Annotated in this window: 16 protein-coding genes; 6 read left to right on the forward strand and 10 right to left on the reverse strand. The window is 70.2% G+C overall.

The genetic code is table 11. The annotated features are described in order from the left end of the window. Positions 1-863 precede the first annotated feature (863 nt). The 3 genes from RCO28_RS36895 to sigJ all read right to left on the reverse strand — a co-directional run bounded on the left by RCO28_RS36895 (position 864) and on the right by sigJ (position 3913). On the reverse strand, positions 864-1322 hold the full coding sequence (locus RCO28_RS36895; RefSeq protein WP_308945754.1) for a carboxymuconolactone decarboxylase family protein: 459 nt from the start codon (positions 1320-1322) through the stop codon (positions 864-866). Positions 1323-1900: 578 nt separating this feature from the next. After that, positions 1901-2821 carry an NADP-dependent oxidoreductase gene (locus RCO28_RS36900; protein WP_308945755.1) on the reverse strand — a complete coding sequence of 307 codons (921 nt, stop codon included), beginning with the start codon at positions 2819-2821 and terminating at the stop codon, positions 1901-1903. A 201-nt stretch (positions 2822-3022) separates the two neighbouring features. Further along, the gene (sigJ, locus tag RCO28_RS36905; RefSeq protein ID WP_308945756.1) at positions 3023-3913 is read right to left on the reverse strand and encodes an RNA polymerase sigma factor SigJ; all 891 of its coding nucleotides are present in this window, start codon (positions 3911-3913) and stop codon (positions 3023-3025) included. Positions 3914-4643: 730 nt separating this feature from the next. Between sigJ and RCO28_RS36915 the strand changes: the two genes are divergently transcribed. From RCO28_RS36915 to RCO28_RS36940, 6 genes are read left to right on the forward strand one after another with little or no spacing between them, the layout of a single operon-like run. Beyond that, complete coding sequence (locus tag RCO28_RS36915) at positions 4644-4946, forward strand: urease subunit gamma (protein ID WP_308945757.1); 303 nt, start codon at positions 4644-4646, stop codon at positions 4944-4946. Continuing rightward, positions 4943-5263 carry an urease subunit beta gene (locus RCO28_RS36920; protein WP_308945758.1) on the forward strand — a complete coding sequence of 107 codons (321 nt, stop codon included), beginning with the start codon at positions 4943-4945 and terminating at the stop codon, positions 5261-5263. Before RCO28_RS36915 ends, RCO28_RS36920 begins: the two co-directional genes overlap by 4 nt. Position 5264: 1 nt before the next feature. Beyond that, the gene (locus RCO28_RS36925) at positions 5265-6968 is read left to right on the forward strand and encodes an urease subunit alpha (RefSeq protein WP_308945759.1); all 1704 of its coding nucleotides are present in this window, start codon (positions 5265-5267) and stop codon (positions 6966-6968) included. Next, positions 6968-7633, forward strand: a complete 666-nt coding sequence (locus tag RCO28_RS36930; protein ID WP_308945760.1) for an urease accessory UreF family protein — start codon at positions 6968-6970, stop codon at positions 7631-7633. Before RCO28_RS36925 ends, RCO28_RS36930 begins: the two co-directional genes overlap by 1 nt. Then, complete coding sequence (gene ureG, locus RCO28_RS36935) at positions 7626-8360, forward strand: urease accessory protein UreG (protein ID WP_308945761.1); 735 nt, start codon at positions 7626-7628, stop codon at positions 8358-8360. Before RCO28_RS36930 ends, ureG (RCO28_RS36935) begins: the two co-directional genes overlap by 8 nt. Continuing rightward, positions 8357-9103, forward strand: coding sequence for an urease accessory protein UreD (locus RCO28_RS36940; RefSeq protein ID WP_374991321.1), 747 nt, complete (start codon positions 8357-8359; stop codon positions 9101-9103). The genes ureG (RCO28_RS36935) and RCO28_RS36940 overlap by 4 nt, the downstream gene beginning before the upstream one ends. Before the next feature lie 80 nt (positions 9104-9183). Here the strand turns inward: RCO28_RS36940 and RCO28_RS36945 are convergent, their stop codons facing one another. The 7 genes from RCO28_RS36945 to RCO28_RS36975 all read right to left on the reverse strand — a co-directional run. Next, positions 9184-9978, reverse strand: coding sequence for an urease accessory protein UreD (locus RCO28_RS36945; RefSeq protein ID WP_308945762.1), 795 nt, complete (start codon positions 9976-9978; stop codon positions 9184-9186). A gap of 23 nt (positions 9979-10001) precedes the next feature. Next, positions 10002-10724, reverse strand: a complete 723-nt coding sequence (ureG, locus tag RCO28_RS36950; protein WP_308945763.1) for an urease accessory protein UreG — start codon at positions 10722-10724, stop codon at positions 10002-10004. After that, on the reverse strand, positions 10714-11502 hold the full coding sequence (locus tag RCO28_RS36955) for an urease accessory UreF family protein (RefSeq protein WP_308945764.1): 789 nt from the start codon (positions 11500-11502) through the stop codon (positions 10714-10716). The genes ureG (RCO28_RS36950) and RCO28_RS36955 overlap by 11 nt, the downstream gene beginning before the upstream one ends. Further along, on the reverse strand, positions 11503-13215 hold the full coding sequence (locus RCO28_RS36960; protein WP_308945765.1) for an urease subunit alpha: 1713 nt from the start codon (positions 13213-13215) through the stop codon (positions 11503-11505). Further along, positions 13208-13519, reverse strand: a complete 312-nt coding sequence (locus tag RCO28_RS36965) for an urease subunit beta (protein WP_308945771.1) — start codon at positions 13517-13519, stop codon at positions 13208-13210. Before RCO28_RS36965 ends, RCO28_RS36960 begins: the two co-directional genes overlap by 8 nt. Before the next feature lie 170 nt (positions 13520-13689). Beyond that, positions 13690-13992, reverse strand: coding sequence for an urease subunit gamma (locus RCO28_RS36970; protein WP_308945766.1), 303 nt, complete (start codon positions 13990-13992; stop codon positions 13690-13692). 283 nt (positions 13993-14275) lie between these two features. After that, positions 14276-14592 (reverse strand): hypothetical protein (locus RCO28_RS36975; protein WP_308945767.1); only part of this gene is annotated, 317 nt, incomplete at its 5' end.

Here is a 14592-nt window from a genome sequence, read left to right on the forward strand (position 1 = left end):
CGGACTCCGGCCGGGGTCGAGGGCAAGTGCAAGGTCCTCAGGGGTAGTTGGTTCTCGTACGACGATGGAGTAACCGTCAATGAATCTTCAGGCCTTGGACATCGACCACATGGTGCCGCTCTGAGAGCCGGGAGTCCAAGGAGCCCCGCAGTGGACCCCCAAGCGCCGGGAGGCCCACGCGAACGACCTGGACGCCGAGGCTTCTCTCGTGGCCGTGACCGCGCGAACGAACCGTCAGAAAGCTGACCAGGAACCGGCGCAGTGGATGCCCCCGCACCCGAATACCCATTGCTGCTACATCGCCGAGTGGACCGCCATGAATCTCCGCTGGTGCCTGAGCGCGGACCAGGGCCGAAGCCAAGGGCTGCGAGACCACCGTCGTCCACTGCACCTCGGCTCCATAACCGACCCGGTGCGCCACCAGGGGCCGACGGGGCAAGCGTGGTGAGGCCAATTCAAGACCCGTGCAGGAGTGCTGCGTTCACCCGTTTCGGGTCGCGATGGCCCGGCGAACCGGGGCCACTCCGCCGGTCCTCGCGACAGGCGATGGCACCGGTCGAGTGAAGCGAACGTCCGAGTTCTCCGGTGAGGATTCGAGGGCGTCGCCGCCACCACCACAGGTCGGGACTGGGAAGCCTGCGTTGGTGTATTCGTCGATGTCGTCGCCGTAGCCGCGCTCGTCTGCCCCCTGTCCGAGGTCGACCTGGTTCCCCTGGCCAATCCCCGTGCTCGTACACCGCCGGACGCCTCCGCGCCTGTGTGCGCCGAGGCAGCGCGCGCGAGTTGCAGGACTGGTTCCACCATGACCTTCCCGACGGTGGAGACTCCGGCAGCCCGTATCACTGCCGGTGTCACCCTCGAGGTCAGTTGCCGACGGGGTACCGGCTGGTGATCGCGACGCGGTTGAAGGCGTTCATCACAGTTGCCAGCCAGGCGGTTGCCGAGATCTGGCCTTCGGTGAGTACGACCGCGGCGGCGCTGTAGTCCTCGTCGCTGACATGTCCGTCCGGTACGTGTGTGATTGCCTCGGTCAGGCGGAGGGCAGCGCGGTCGGTCTCGGAGAAGTAGCCGGTCTCTTCCCATGCGGGCAGGACGGCGATCCGGTCGGGGTTCTCGCCCTTCTTGAGGGCGTCGCGGGTGTGCATGCGCAGGCAGAACGCGCAGCCGTTGATCTGGGAGGTACGGATCTTCAGCAGCTCGACCAGGAGCGGGTCAAGACCCGCTGTGGCCACGGCCTTTTCCGCCTCCGCCGACAGGGCGATGAGTGCCTTGTAGGCGGCCGGGTGCTGCTTGCCGATGTTGACGCGCTGGGGGTCGGTCATGGTTCCTTCGATTCGTTCGTGTGGCCTGCGCTGCGCCCTTCGGGCGCCTTTTGGTGGCCGCGGTGGTTGCGACAGGGTCAGAGTTCGTGCGGAGCGTTGCCGCCCGCCGTGTGCCCCGGGCTACGACCTCGGGTCGTCGACCTTGAGTTCGTCTCCGGTGTCGGAGACGAAGACGACCAGGAGCTTGGCCGGCTCGGTCCGGCTGGTGTTCTCCGTGAGCACGTGGTGGGCGCCCGGCTGCTCGACCCAGTTCTCGCCCTGTCGTCGAGCCTGCTGCGCACGGTGCCTTCCAGGACGTACGCGTGGACGAAGGCCTGGCCGTGCCGGTGCGGTGTCGCGCGCGCGTCGGGCGGGAAGTCGACGACCGCCGAGGTGAACGTCTTACCCTTCACCTTCGGAAGGGCCTGCTGGAGCAGGGGCTTGAAGGTTTCGGCGGGGTGCTCCGATGCCATGGCCGAGGCAGGAGCCTGGGCGTGGGCGGCTGGGGTCGAGGTGGTGCAGGCCGTGGCCGCAGCCAGCGTGGCGACGGCCAGCAGGGCGCCGGCGATCCGCATTCCCATCACGATGGGGCTCCTGGTTCAGTCTTCGGTGACACGGATGATCGTCTTGCCTGGGATGCGCGCACCTGGAGTGAATGCGGTGGGTGCCTCGGCGAGCGGACGCACGGCGCCAACGGTCGGCGTGAGCCGGCCGTCCCTTACCCGCGTGGCGAGGTCGGCGAGCCGGGCGCGGTCGGGTTCGACGACGAAGAAGACCGCCCGCCCCTCCTTGGGCTGGACCGTGGGCGGCATGGCGATCGTGACGAGCGTGCCGCCGGCCCGGACCAGGGCGGCCGAGCGGTCGAGGATGTCGCCGCCGATCACGTCGAACACGACGTCGGCCTCGCCGGCGTCCTCCAGCTTCTCGGCCTCCAGGTCGATGAAGGTGTCGACGCCGAGTGCGAGTGCCCTGTCCCGGTCGGAGGCGCGGCCGGTGCCGATGACGCGGGCGCCGGCCTCGCGGGCGAGCTGGACCGCGATCGAGCCGACGCCGCCCGCAGCGCCGTGGATCAGGACGGTCTGGCCGCTGGTGAGGCGGCCGTGGTGGAACAGGCCCTGCCAAGCGGTCAGCCCGGAGACCGGCAGCGCGGCGGCTACGGTGTGGTCGATGTCCGCCGGCAGCGGGGCGAGGTTGCGGGCTTCCACCGCGGTGTACTCCGCGAGCGTGCCGTTGCGGGTCCAGTCGGCCAGGCCGAACACCCGCTGGCCGACGCTCAGGCCGGTAGTGCCGTATCCCAGCTCCACGACGACACCCGACAGCTCGTGCCCGGGCACGCTCGGCGTCCGAACACGGCCGGCGCGATCGGTCCAGGTGCCCGGCCAGTCCAGCTCTCCAGTGGTGAAGCCCGCGGCGTGCACCCGCACGACGACGTCGTTCTCGGCCGCATGGGGGTAGGGCATGTCCGTCAGGGACATCCCGGCAACACCGGCATCACGGTCTCGCACAGTGATGGCTTGCATACAGGTGGTCCTTACCTCGGAGGGGCGACTCGAGCACGCAGCCCTTCACGCGCAGGGCTCATGGCGGCCCTCCGTCGAGAAGACGCAGCAGGTGGATGTATGCCGTTCCGCACGATCGATCTCACCTGCTCGCACGTGTTCCTTCGTCGCCCGTTCTGCTTTCTCATCAGGGAGACGAGGTAGCCCCTCCGGGTGTGACACTCACAGGCGCACGAGTTTGTCCGGGTTGATGACCCTGCGGTACGCGGTGATCAGACCGTCCGTGATCTGGACGGTGTCGACGGAGTAGACCCGGCCTTCGCGGTAGAACACCAAGGCGAGCTCGCCGCCGACCTCGGCGAAGCCGATGCGGTCCGGATGCCACTGGCGCCCCACCCGCACCATGACCTCGGCGACACGCTCACCGCCGTGGATGAGCTTGCGCGCCGCGGAGACCTTGCCGCCGCCGTCGGTGACATAGACGGCGTCCGGGTGCAGGAGCCTGACCAGGCCGGCCAGGTCCCCGGCCTCGTAGGCGGCGCGGAAAACCTTGAGGACGCGTTCGCGCTCCGCCTTCGACGCCCGGGGCATGGACTGCTTCGCCTTGGCCACCCGCCGTCGCGCCCTGGAGGCAAGCTGCCGGGCGCCCGGCACGGAGACGTCCAGTACGTCGGCGATCCGGCCGAACTCAAGACCGAAGACATCGTGCAGGACGAAAGCCACCCGCTCCGGCGGGGACAGCTCCTCCATGATCAGGAGCATCGCCGAACTGACGGACTCATCGACGAGGACCGCCTGCGATGCGTCCGGCCCGGTCAGCAGTGGTTCCGGAAGCCACGGCCCGACATAGGTCTCCCGACGGACCCTGGCACTCCTGAGGATGTCGTACGACCGCCGCGCAGCCACCGTCACCAGCCAGGCCCGCAGATCATCGACGCGCTGCAGATCCGCTCCGGCCGCCCGCAGCCACACATCCTGGGCCACGTCCTCGGCATCGGCCACACTCCCCAGCAGCCGGTAGGCCACCCCGAAAACCGCGGGCCGGTACCGCTCCCATCCGGCTCCGAGCGAGTCCTCCTGCTCAGACCGTTCTGGTCCGTGCCCGTCACCCATGCAGATCGCAACCTCCTCCAGCTTGCGGATTCAGCGTAGCCATCCGAACCCAGCTCTTCGTAGACAGGTTTGTCGCCGACCTGTGGGGGCTCGGCATCACCGCCCCATGAAGGGTGCTGTGACTGGTCGATGAGGCTTCGGAGCCAGTTCCTGTGACGCGCACGATGCAGCCGACGCGGCTGATGGCGCTGACCTCCACGACGAGTTCCTCAGACCGCTCCAACACCCCTTCTCTCACCAGCGCATGCCCAACTGGTTGAGGTCGGCTCGGATTTGGTCGGTGAGTTGGTCCGCGAACCTGCGTACGCCTGCGATCTACATGCCCAGGGCGACAGTGGCGGCGTTTCGGGGCGCCTTCCTGGTCGGCGCGGGGGCCTCGATCGCCCCGCCGACGCAACCGCGCGACCGCGACCGGATGGCAGCACCTTCGCCGACCTGGTCGAGGCCGTCCACAGAGCCCGGGCCATGGTGACGGCCGATGTGTCGAACCTCGTCGCCCGTTACCGCCTGCTCGTCGACTGCACCTCCGTGAGGGCTCGACGAGGCGGGTGGGCGGGATCAAAAGTAAAAAATTTTGCCTGGTTTGCCCGTATATGGAGATTGATAAGGGTAGAAAAGGACTTATCGAGGCGTGGGGCGAGTTGCCACGGTGACGTCGGGAGGCTTATAAGGAGAGCGTGAGTGACGTAATTCCGGGAATTCCGGTGACGACCTCCTGTGGAGGTTCCCCATGTTTTTGACTCCGTCCGACACGGAAAAGCTGCTTTTGAATGTCGCCGGAATGGTGGCTCGTGACCGGCGAGCCCGCGGCGTGCGGCTGAATTACCCGGAGGCCGTCGCGCTGCTTGCGTGCTGGGCGATGGAACGGGCCCGCGAGGGCGCCCGCGTGAGTGACCTGATGGCCGAGGGGCGACAGGTTCTCACCCGCGCTGACGTGCTCGAAGGCATTCCGGAGATGCTCCATGACGTGCAGGTCGAGGCGACTTTCCCCGACGGCCGCAAGCTCGTCACGATCACCGCGCCGATCCCGTGATCCCCGGCGAGATCCGGACCGGATCCGGTGTACTGAAAATAAATGACACCCGCACTCAACGGCAGGTGACCGTCGTGAACGAGGGCGACCGCCCCATTCAGGTCGGTTCGCATCTTCATTTCCCCGACGCGAATCCAGCACTTTCCTTCGACCGCTCCCTGGCCGAAGGTTTCCGGCTCGATATTCCCTCCGGTACGTCTCTGCGTTTTGAACCCGGAGTCGGTGCCGAGGTCAGCCTCGTCGAGCTGGGCGGCCGTCGGGCGGTGCCCGGCATCGTCGTGCCCGGCACCCGGACCGCACGAACGGACAACAGGTGACATGGCACAACTGACCCGAGCCGGCTACGCGTCGCTCTACGGACCCACCACCGGCGACCGCGTCCGCCTCGCCGACACCGACCTCTGGATCGAGGTTGAGGAGGACCGCTGCTTCGGCGGGGACGAGGCCGTGTTCGGCGGCGGCAAGTCCATCCGTGAATCCATGGGCCAGGCCACCGCCTCGCGCGCCGACGGCGCCCTCGACCTCGTCATCACCAATGCCGTCGTCCTCGACCACTGGGGCGTCGTCAAGACCGACGTCGGTATCCGGGCGGGCAGGATCGTGGCCCTCGGACGCTCCGGCAACCCCGACATCAGCGACGGCGTCCACCCCGACCTGGTGATCGGCCCCGGCACCGATGTGGTGTCCGGCGAGGGCCGCATCCTCACCGCCGGAGCCATCGACACCCACGTGCACTTCCTGATGCCCGAGACCCTGCACGAGGCCCTCGCCACCGGCACCACCACCGTCATCGGCGGCGGCACCGGCGCCACCGAGGGATCGAAGGCCACCACGGTCACCCCGGGCGCCTGGAACCTCGCGATGATGCACCGCTCCCTGGACCGCGTACCGCTCAACATCATGCTGTTCGCCAAGGGTTCGACCGTCGGCGAAGAAGCCCTGCGCGAAGCGGCGCTCGGCGGCGCCGGAGGCTACAAGGTCCACGAGGACTGGGGCGCCACCCCCGCCGCCATCGACGCCGCGCTGAAGGCGGCCGACACCTACGGCCTCCAGGTCGCCCTGCACGCCGACAGCCTCAACGAAGTCGGCTACGTCGAAGGAACCCTCGGCGCGATCGCCGGACGAGGCATCCACGTCTTCCACGCGGAAGGCGCCGGAGGCGGCCACGCGCCCGACATCATCGCCGTCGCCTCCCACCCCAACATCCTTCCGGCGTCCACCAATCCGACCCTCCCGCACACCGTCAACACCGTCGCCGAGCACCTCGACATGCTGATGGTGTGCCACCACCTCAACCCGCGCGTCCCCGAGGACCTCGCCTTCGCCGAGTCCCGCATCCGCGCCACCACCATCGCCGCCGAAGACGTCCTGCACGACATCGGCGCCCTGTCCATCACCTCCTCCGACGCCCAGGCCATGGGCCGCATCGGCGAGGTCATCTGCCGCACCTGGCAGGTCGCCCACACCATGAAGCAGCGCTTCGGCGACCCCGACAGCGCCCTGCCCGCCGACAACGAACGCGCCCGCCGCTACGTCGCCAAGTACACGATCTGCCCCGCCGTCGCCCACGGCATCGACCACCTCGTCGGCTCCGTCGAACCCGGCAAGCTCGCCGACCTGGTGCTGTGGGACCCCGCCTTCTTCGGCATCCGCCCCGCCGCCGTCATCAAGGGCGGCATGGTGGTCTACGCGCCCCTCGGCGACGCCAACGCCGCCATCCCCACCACCCAGCCCGTCCTGCTCCGCCCCACCGCCGCGGCCGGCGCCGCCCCGCACCTCTCGGTCAGCTTCGTCGCCCCGGCGGCCCTGGAGCACGGCCTCGCCGAACACCTCGGCCTGGAACGGGAGTTGGTCGCCGTACGGCCCACCCGCCACCTCACCAAGGCCGACCTGCCGAACAACACGGCGCTCCCCGACATCGACGTCGACCCGGAGACCTTCGCCATCCGGATCGACGGAGAGCTCGTCGAGCCCGCCCCGGCCGCCGAACTGCCGCTCGCCCAGCGGTACTCCCTGTTCTGATGCCGGGCCTGGCACCCCTCCTGCTCGGCGACGGCCGACTCCCGGTCGGCGCGTACACCTACAGCGCCGGACTCGAACCGGCCGTCGCGGCAGGGCTCACCCGCGACCGGATCCCCGCACTGCTGCGGGCCCGGCTGCGCACGGCGGCTGCCACGGAGGCGGCCGCAGCCGTCCTCGCACTGCGGGCAGCCGGACAGGACCCGGTGGACTACGGGCCCGTACAGCGGGCCCTCGCCGCCCGGACTCCCGCCGCGCCCCTGCGCGATGCATCGGCGGCACTCGGCCGCGGTGTGCACCGCCTCGCCCGCAGGCTGGCCCCGGAACACCCGGCGGTCACCGCCCTGTCCACGATCCGCCCCCGCCCACTGCGGCCGGTCACGCTCGGCGCCCTCGGAGCCGTCATGAACGCGTCCGAGGAGGACCTGGCAGACGCGGTCGTCTACGACGAAATGCAGACGATCACCTCGGCCGCGCTCAAGCTGCTGCCAGGCGACCCTCTCGACACCGTCGCATGGATCCTCGCCGCCGAGCCGGACGCCACGGCCGCCGTGCACGAGGCCCTCGCGGTACGGACCCCGGCCGAACTGCCCGCCCGTACACCCCTGCTCACCGAACAGTGGGCGCTTCAGCACGCACGACAAGAACGGAGACTCTTCCTTGCCTGACCAGCAGCCCAGCCAGCAGATCGGCGACCACCACTCCCGGCCGACCGGCAGCCCGCGCGCCCTCCGGCTCGGGGTCGCGGGACCCGTCGGCACCGGCAAGAGCTCGATCCTCGCCACCCTCTGCCGTGAACTCGCCGGCGAACTCGCCCTGGCCGTCGTCACCAACGACATCTACACCGACGAGGACGCCCGCTTCCTGCGCTCGGCGGGCGTACTGCCCACGGAGCGCATCCGGGCGGTGGAGACCGGCGCCTGCCCGCACACCGCGATCCGCGACGACGTCAGCGCCAACCTCGACGCCGTCGAAGACCTGGAGGACGAGTACGGGCCCCTCGACCTGGTGCTCGTCGAGAGCGGCGGCGACAACCTCACCGCCACCTTCAGCCCGGCACTCGCCGACGCCCAGCTGTTCTGCATCGACGTCGCGGGCGGCGGCGACGTGGCGCGCAAGGGCGGCCCCGGCATCACAGGCGCCGACCTCCTGATCGTCAACAAGACCGATCTGGCGCCGTACGTCGACGTCGACGTGGCCGCCATGGTCGCCGACGCCCAGAGCGCCCGCAACGGCCTGCCGGTCCTCGCGCTCTCCAAGAACGACCCGGGATCGATCGCCGAACTCGCCGACTGGGTACGGTCGGTGCTCGCCCGCCACCGCGACGGCACGCACATCCCCACCGACCCGGGACCGATGGCACCCCACCGTCACGCCCACAGCCACGACTCGTGACCCGGCACACGACTGCCCACGCCGAGCCGGCCGACCCCACCGTCGTCACCGTGGAGCGAGCCGGCAACGGCCGCACACTCGTCCGCGAACTGCGCCCCGGCGCCTTCCTCGCCCCCCGCCCCCTGCTACCGGCCCCCGACCGCGTACGGATCGCCCTGGTCGGCACCCGGGCCGGGCTGCTCGCGGGCGACGATCTGGTCCTGCACATCTCGGTCGGCCCCGGAGCCCGCCTGGAGCTGGTCGAACCCTCCGGCCTGGTCGCCTACGACCACCGCGGCGGCACATCCCGGTGGCGGGCCCGCGTCGACATCGCCGAAGACGGTGAACTGCACTGGGACGCCCGGCCGTTCGTGGTCTGCGACGGCGCCCGGGTGGCACGCTCGATGGACGTCTCCCTGGCCGCCGGAGCGCGGATGCTGTGGCGGGACACGCTGGTCCTGGGCCGTTCCGGCGAGCGAGGCGGCAGCGTCCGCGCAACCACGTGTGCCGCCTACGACGGGCACGACCTGCTGATCGAGGACCTGGACCTGACGGATCCGGAGGTGCGCGAACTCCCCGGCATCCTGGGGCCCCACCGCGTGATCGGCGCGGTCACCGCCCTGGGCTTCCGCCCCCGGGGCCCGCACCACCCCTACCTCATGGAACTGGCAGGACCAGCGGCCCAGGTTCGGCTCCTGGATACGGTGGCACCTGAGATCGACGCGGAACTGGCCGCGGTCTGGGACCACTGGCAGCACTCCTGACCCGCCACCTGTTCCCTTCACGCGGTTGACGGCCCGTCACGACAGGTGCCCCACCGGGATGCCGGGCGAACCTGCTGCGGCTACCGAGCCACTGGCGAAGCCGTCTTCTCCAGCTCCGCCACTCCGTCGTCCAGGCGACGGCGAAGACCGATCGCGTCATCGGCAAGCGCGGTGACCAGTACCGCGGGACCGGACAGCGGGAGGAGCGCCATGTCCGGGCGAGCAGCGACAGCGGGCAGGCCGTCGCGTCCGGTGCTCCACTGCGGATCGACCACGAGTACTGAGCCCAGCGCCCGGCGCCCACCGGTGACGGCCGGCCCCTGCCAGCCGGGGGTGTCGGGGCCGACCGCCAGTACCTGGTCGTACAGCGGCCGGTCTCCCTGGCAGACCCGGAGCCGCTGCCTGACGGTCCCGGGCTGCTCTCCGTGCCGGCCGAGCAGCAGTTCCTCGCGCAGCAGCAGCCGCGCGCCCGGCTCCAGTACGACCTCCGTGCTGATGTGGTGGTCGCAGCCGTGCGCGGCGATGACCGGCTCGGGCAGCCACACCAAGGTGGCGTTCCGGCCCACCCGTACCGTCATCCGGATCCGGGAGGGTTCGCCGTGCGGACCAGGCAGGGCCAGGGTCGCCGACACGTCCCGCAGCACGAGGGCGGCGCCGGTGCCGACATCGACGTGGAACCGCAGGTCGTCGCCCCCCAAAGGGCCGGCCGCGCCGGCCGCTCGGGAGATCCGGGCGGTCCCCGGGCCGGCCAGGCTCCAACGCCGCAGCGGCTCGGCGCCGGTCGCGATGGCGGGCCGCAGAAGCAGCGGGCCGTCCGACCGCAGCCGGGCGACCCGGCTGCGGCCCCGGCCGCCGGAACCCGCGGTGAGCGCCACCGCGAGCTCCGCGCGGGCCCGCATCAGCGGGCAGGCACGGAGAGGAGTTCCCGGATCCAAGCGGTGACGGCCGTCGCGCCCGGATCCTCCGTCAGGGAGGTGAACAGCACCGGCAGATCCCCGCGCTGCGCGTGGGCGTCGCGTTCCATCACCGTCAGATCGGCACCGACGTTCACCGCGAGGTCGGTCTTGTTGATGACGAGCAGGTCGGCCCGCCTGACCCCGGGGCCGCCCTTGCGCGGCACCTTGTCGCCGCCGGCGACGTCGACGACGAAGACCTGCCGGTCGACCAGGCCGTTGCTGAACGTGGCGGTGAGGTTGTCCCCGCCGCTCTCCACCAGCACGAGGTCAAGCCGCGGCAGGCTTCCCTGGAGTTCCTCGATGGCTTCCAGGTTGGCCGAAATGTCATCCCGGATCGCGGTGTGCGGGCAGCAGCCGGTTTCCACGGCCCGGACCCGCTCGGCGGGCAGCACACCATGGCGCAGCAGGAAGTCGGCGTCCTCGGTGGTGTAGATGTCGTTGGTCACGACCGCCAGCTCGTACTCGGCGCTCAACGCGCGGCACAGCGCGGCCACCAGAGCGGTCTTGCCAGAGCCGACAGGGCCGCCGATCCCGACCCGTAGGGGGGCCTGACCGGCCCGTCCCGGCGAGGGTGGCGTCGTATCCGAGGGGGATCGGGAACCGTCCGGCAGCCGCTCGGACCGCTTTTCCTCGTACGTGTCGGATCGTGCATGGTCAAGATGCAAAGAGACGCACCTCCCAGGTGGCGTGCAGTTCGGCGGAGACATCGAGCAACGGTGCACCCCAGGCGGGCAGATCCGCCGGGGCGTCGTGTGCCTGCGCGGCAGCGGCGGTGGCCACGGCGTCGAGCTGGTCGCCGAGCCGAGCGAGTACCGCGTAGACGGAATAGGGGTCGAGCCCGAGCAGCCGGACAGCGGCCGTCGCCGGGACCATGACCGAGTCGTGTACCGCAGCCCAGGCGACGGCCTGCGGTTCCAGACCGGCGACGGCCGCAACGGCACCCAGTGCGACCGGCTGGTGCGGGCCGCGCGGCGCGGCCGCGGCGAGCTCGTCGAGGGTGCTGTGCGGCCACACCCGCAGACCGCAGCGAAGCAGTTGACGGCCCAGCCGGCGGGACGCGGCGCGTAGGGCAGGGGACGGTGTCCGCGCCTCCAACTCGTCATCGAGCACGCGCAGTACGGAGGCCGCAGACCCGCTCCCGGCCTGCGCCCCGCCACAGGAATGCACGGCCGCGCAACCGGCGGCGGCGAACGCCGCGGCGACGCGGCCCGCGGTCGCCACCCGGCCGCGCAGGAACGCTTCCATCCCGGTGACGTCCCGCATGCCCTCCAGGGCGACAACCGCCTCAAGCCCCCCGGAATGCGCGTGCGCCCCCGCGGGGAACCGCCCGTCGGCGAGCAGAAGCAGCGCGGCGAACGAATCCGCTGCCGCCCCTGGCGAAGGGCTGTCCAACCCGGTCGGCGCCGTTGCCGTCGATGCCCTCGTGGCTGTTGATGCTGTCATCTAGAAGAGGAAGTAGCGCTGCGTCAGGGGCAGCTCGTAGGCGGGTTCGTGTTCGATCAGCTCGCCGTCGACGCGGACGCTGTAGGTGTCGGGGTCGACCTCGATTCGGGGCAGCGCGGTGTTCTCCGGCAGGTCCGCCTTGCCGCGGCCGCGTACGCTCCGGACCGCCACGAGCGGGCGGGTGACCCTCGTGAGCCGCTCGGACAGACCGTCCTCGAGCGCGGCCGGCGAGACGAACGCGACGCTCGTCGACGTCGCCGACGGGCTCTTGGCGTTGAAGCCAAGCCGCGGTAGGACCGGATGCGGAGTGGGTACCGACGCGTTGGGGTCGCCGAGCGCAGCGCAGGCCGCCATACCGCCCTTGAACACCATGGTCGGCCGCACCCCGAACAGGGCCGGCTGCCACAGCACCAGGTCGGCCATCTTGCCCGGTTCGACCGAGCCGACCTCGCCTTCCAAACCGTGGGCGACGGCCGGACAGATGGTGTACTTCGCGATGTAGCGGCGGGCACGGTGATTGTCGGCCCGTCCGTCGCCGGGCAGTGCCCCGCGCAGCTCCTTCATCCGGTGGGCGGTCTGCCAGGTCCGGGACACGACTTCGCCGATCCGGCCCATCGCCTGTGCGTCGGAGGACATGATCGACAGTGCGCCGAGGTCCTGCAGCACATCCTCGGCGGCGATGGTGCCCGCCCGGACCCGGCTCTCGGCGAAGGCCAGGTCGTTGGGGATCTGCGGGTTGAGATGGTGGGCCACCATCACCATGTCCAGGTGTTCGGCGATGGTGTTGTGCGTGAACGGCCGCGTGGGGTTGGTGGAGGCGGGCAGTACGTACGGCTCCGCAGCGATCCGGATGATGTCCGGAGCGTGGCCGCCGCCCGCGCCCTCGGTGTGGAAGGCGTGGAACGTACGGCCCCTGACCGCGGCGAGCAGATCCTCCACGAACCCGGCCTCGTTGAGGGTGTCGCTGTGGATCGCGACCTGCACACCCGCCGCGTCGGCGACGGTCAGGGCCGCGTCGACCGCCGCGGGCGTCGCGCCCCAGTCCTCGTGGACCTTGAATCCCGCCGCCCCGCCCCGCAGTTGCTCCCACAGCGCGTCGTGGGAGACCGTGTTGCCGCGGGCCAGGAACAGCACGTTGACCGGCCAGGGCTCGAAGGACTCCAGCATCCGCTCCAGCCACCACGCGCCCGGTGTCGCCAGCGTCGCCAGCGATCCCTGGGTCGGGCCGGTGCCGCCGCCGACCACAGTCGTCGTGCCCGCGGCCAGTGCCTCTTCGAACATGTCCGGGCCGACGAAGTGCACATGGGTGTCGATGGTTCCCGCGGTCAGGATCATGCCGTTGCCCGCGGCGACCTCCGTTGACGGGCCGATGACCAGGTCGGGGTGGACGTCGTCCGTGGTCTCCGGGTTGCCGGCCTTGCCCAGGGCCGTGATCCGGCCGTCGCGGATGCCCACGTCGGCCTTCACCACACCCCAGTGGTCCAGAACGACGGCGCCGGTGATGACAAGGTCGGGGGTCCCCTCCGCCCGGGTGGCACGAGACTGGCCCATCGACTCGCGGATGGACTTGCCGCCGCCGAAGACCGCTTCGTCACCACCGGCGCAGCGGTCCTCCTCGACCTCGATGAACAGATTGGTGTCCGCCAGGCGGATCCGGTCCCCGGTCGTGGGGCCGAACGCCGCCGCGTACTCCCGGCGTTCGACGTCAGCCATCGAGCGGCCCTCCGCACTCTCCCCGCAGCCCGGCGACGATGCGCTGCCCCGCGATCGGGATCAGCGTCACCTCCACCAGCGCGCCCGGCTCGAACCGCATCGACCCACCGGACAGCACAGCCAGCCGCCTGCCCCACGCCGCCTTCCGGTCGAACTCCAGCGCAGGGTTCGCCTCGGCGAAGTGATAATGCGATCCGACTTGTACGGGCCGGTCTCCCGTGTTGATCACGCGCATGGTGACAGCGTCCCTGCCCTCATTGATCACCACCGGACCATCGCCGTAGAGGATCTCCCCGGGGATCAACGGCCGGTCGATGTGGGGCTGTTCGCCGGTGTAGTGCTGCCGAGGCGCCTGTCTCTCGCCCGTCCCGGCCCGCCGCGGCAGGCTCGGAGTGCTCGGACCGCTGTGCGGGTGCCGCGACGCGCCCTTCCGCCCCGAACCGCCCGGATCGTCGCTGGGGTGCTCGCCGCGGGTCATGAGATCGGCCCCGTCACGGTGATCAGCTTGGTGCCGTCGGGAAAGGTCGCTTCCACCTGCAACTGGGCGAGCATCTCGGGCACGCCTTCCAGTACGTCGTCCCGCCCGAGCACGTCCCGACCGGCCTCCATGAGATCGGTCACCGACCGGCCGTCCCGCGCGCCCTCCAACAGAAACGACGAGATCAGAGCAGTCGCCTCGGGAACGTTGAGCTTCACACCGCGTTCTCTGCGCTCGGCGGCGAGCTTGGCTGCTGTGTAGATCATCAAGCGCTCACGCTCGTGCAGTGTCAGCAGCATCGAACCACGCTCCGCTCCATGGGGGGCAACGAGCTGCCATCGAAACACCTCTGCGCACAGGCCCACTCGGACACGCCTTCACGATCGACCGGTGCACCCCCGGTTGGCGGACGGACGATGAAGGCGATGCGGACAACGTCGACGTTGCGGCCGCGGAGGAGCTCGGCGCGTGGCCCATACGGTCCCAGGTAGACGAGCGCCTCACCGCAAGGAGCGAAGGACTGGACTGGCTTTATCGAGCAGTAGTGGCTCTGGTCCAATTCGTGTGAAGGGTGACGTTCGGTCACACCAAGAGGACGCGCTTGCAGAGGGGTTCGAATCCTGCGCGGCCGAACATCTGGCGCTTGAGCGTCTTGATGCGGTTGACGTGTCCTTCCACGACACCTGAGTTCCAGGGCTGCGTGAGGCCGGTGGTGGCGTCGTAGAGGTGCTGGTGCCGACTGATGCGGGGGTGGTGGTGGCGGCCTTTATTCCGGTTACCGCTCACATCAGGGGTGATGACATGCTTCACGGGAACGCCCTCACGCGTGATCGCGAACAGTTCTGGGGCAGGGGTTCCGGGTTTCATTGCTGGGCGAGATCCACGATCCTGATGTTGTT

This window comes from Streptomyces sp. LHD-70 (assembly GCF_031157275.1).
Classification (GTDB): Bacteria; Actinomycetota; Actinomycetes; order Streptomycetales; family Streptomycetaceae; genus Streptomyces.

What these genes read in the sequence shown, in the direction of transcription:
- RCO28_RS36915 (WP_308945757.1), top strand. Translation starts at nt 4,644, where the DNA reads ATGTTTTTGACTCCGTCCGACACGGAAAAGCTGCTTTTGAATGTCGCC.
- RCO28_RS36955 (WP_308945764.1), bottom strand. Translation starts at nt 11,502, where the DNA reads ATGACAGCATCAACAGCCACGAGGGCATCGACGGCAACGGCGCCGACC.
- RCO28_RS36925 (WP_308945759.1), top strand. Translation starts at nt 5,265, where the DNA reads ATGGCACAACTGACCCGAGCCGGCTACGCGTCGCTCTACGGACCCACC.
- RCO28_RS36960 (WP_308945765.1), bottom strand. Translation starts at nt 13,215, where the DNA reads ATGGCTGACGTCGAACGCCGGGAGTACGCGGCGGCGTTCGGCCCCACG.
- RCO28_RS36900 (WP_308945755.1), bottom strand. Translation starts at nt 2,821, where the DNA reads ATGCAAGCCATCACTGTGCGAGACCGTGATGCCGGTGTTGCCGGGATG.
- sigJ (WP_308945756.1), bottom strand. Translation starts at nt 3,913, where the DNA reads ATGGGTGACGGGCACGGACCAGAACGGTCTGAGCAGGAGGACTCGCTC.
- RCO28_RS36970 (WP_308945766.1), bottom strand. Translation starts at nt 13,992, where the DNA reads ATGCTGCTGACACTGCACGAGCGTGAGCGCTTGATGATCTACACAGCA.
- RCO28_RS36895 (WP_308945754.1), bottom strand. Translation starts at nt 1,322, where the DNA reads ATGACCGACCCCCAGCGCGTCAACATCGGCAAGCAGCACCCGGCCGCC.
- RCO28_RS36930 (WP_308945760.1), top strand. Translation starts at nt 6,968, where the DNA reads ATGCCGGGCCTGGCACCCCTCCTGCTCGGCGACGGCCGACTCCCGGTC.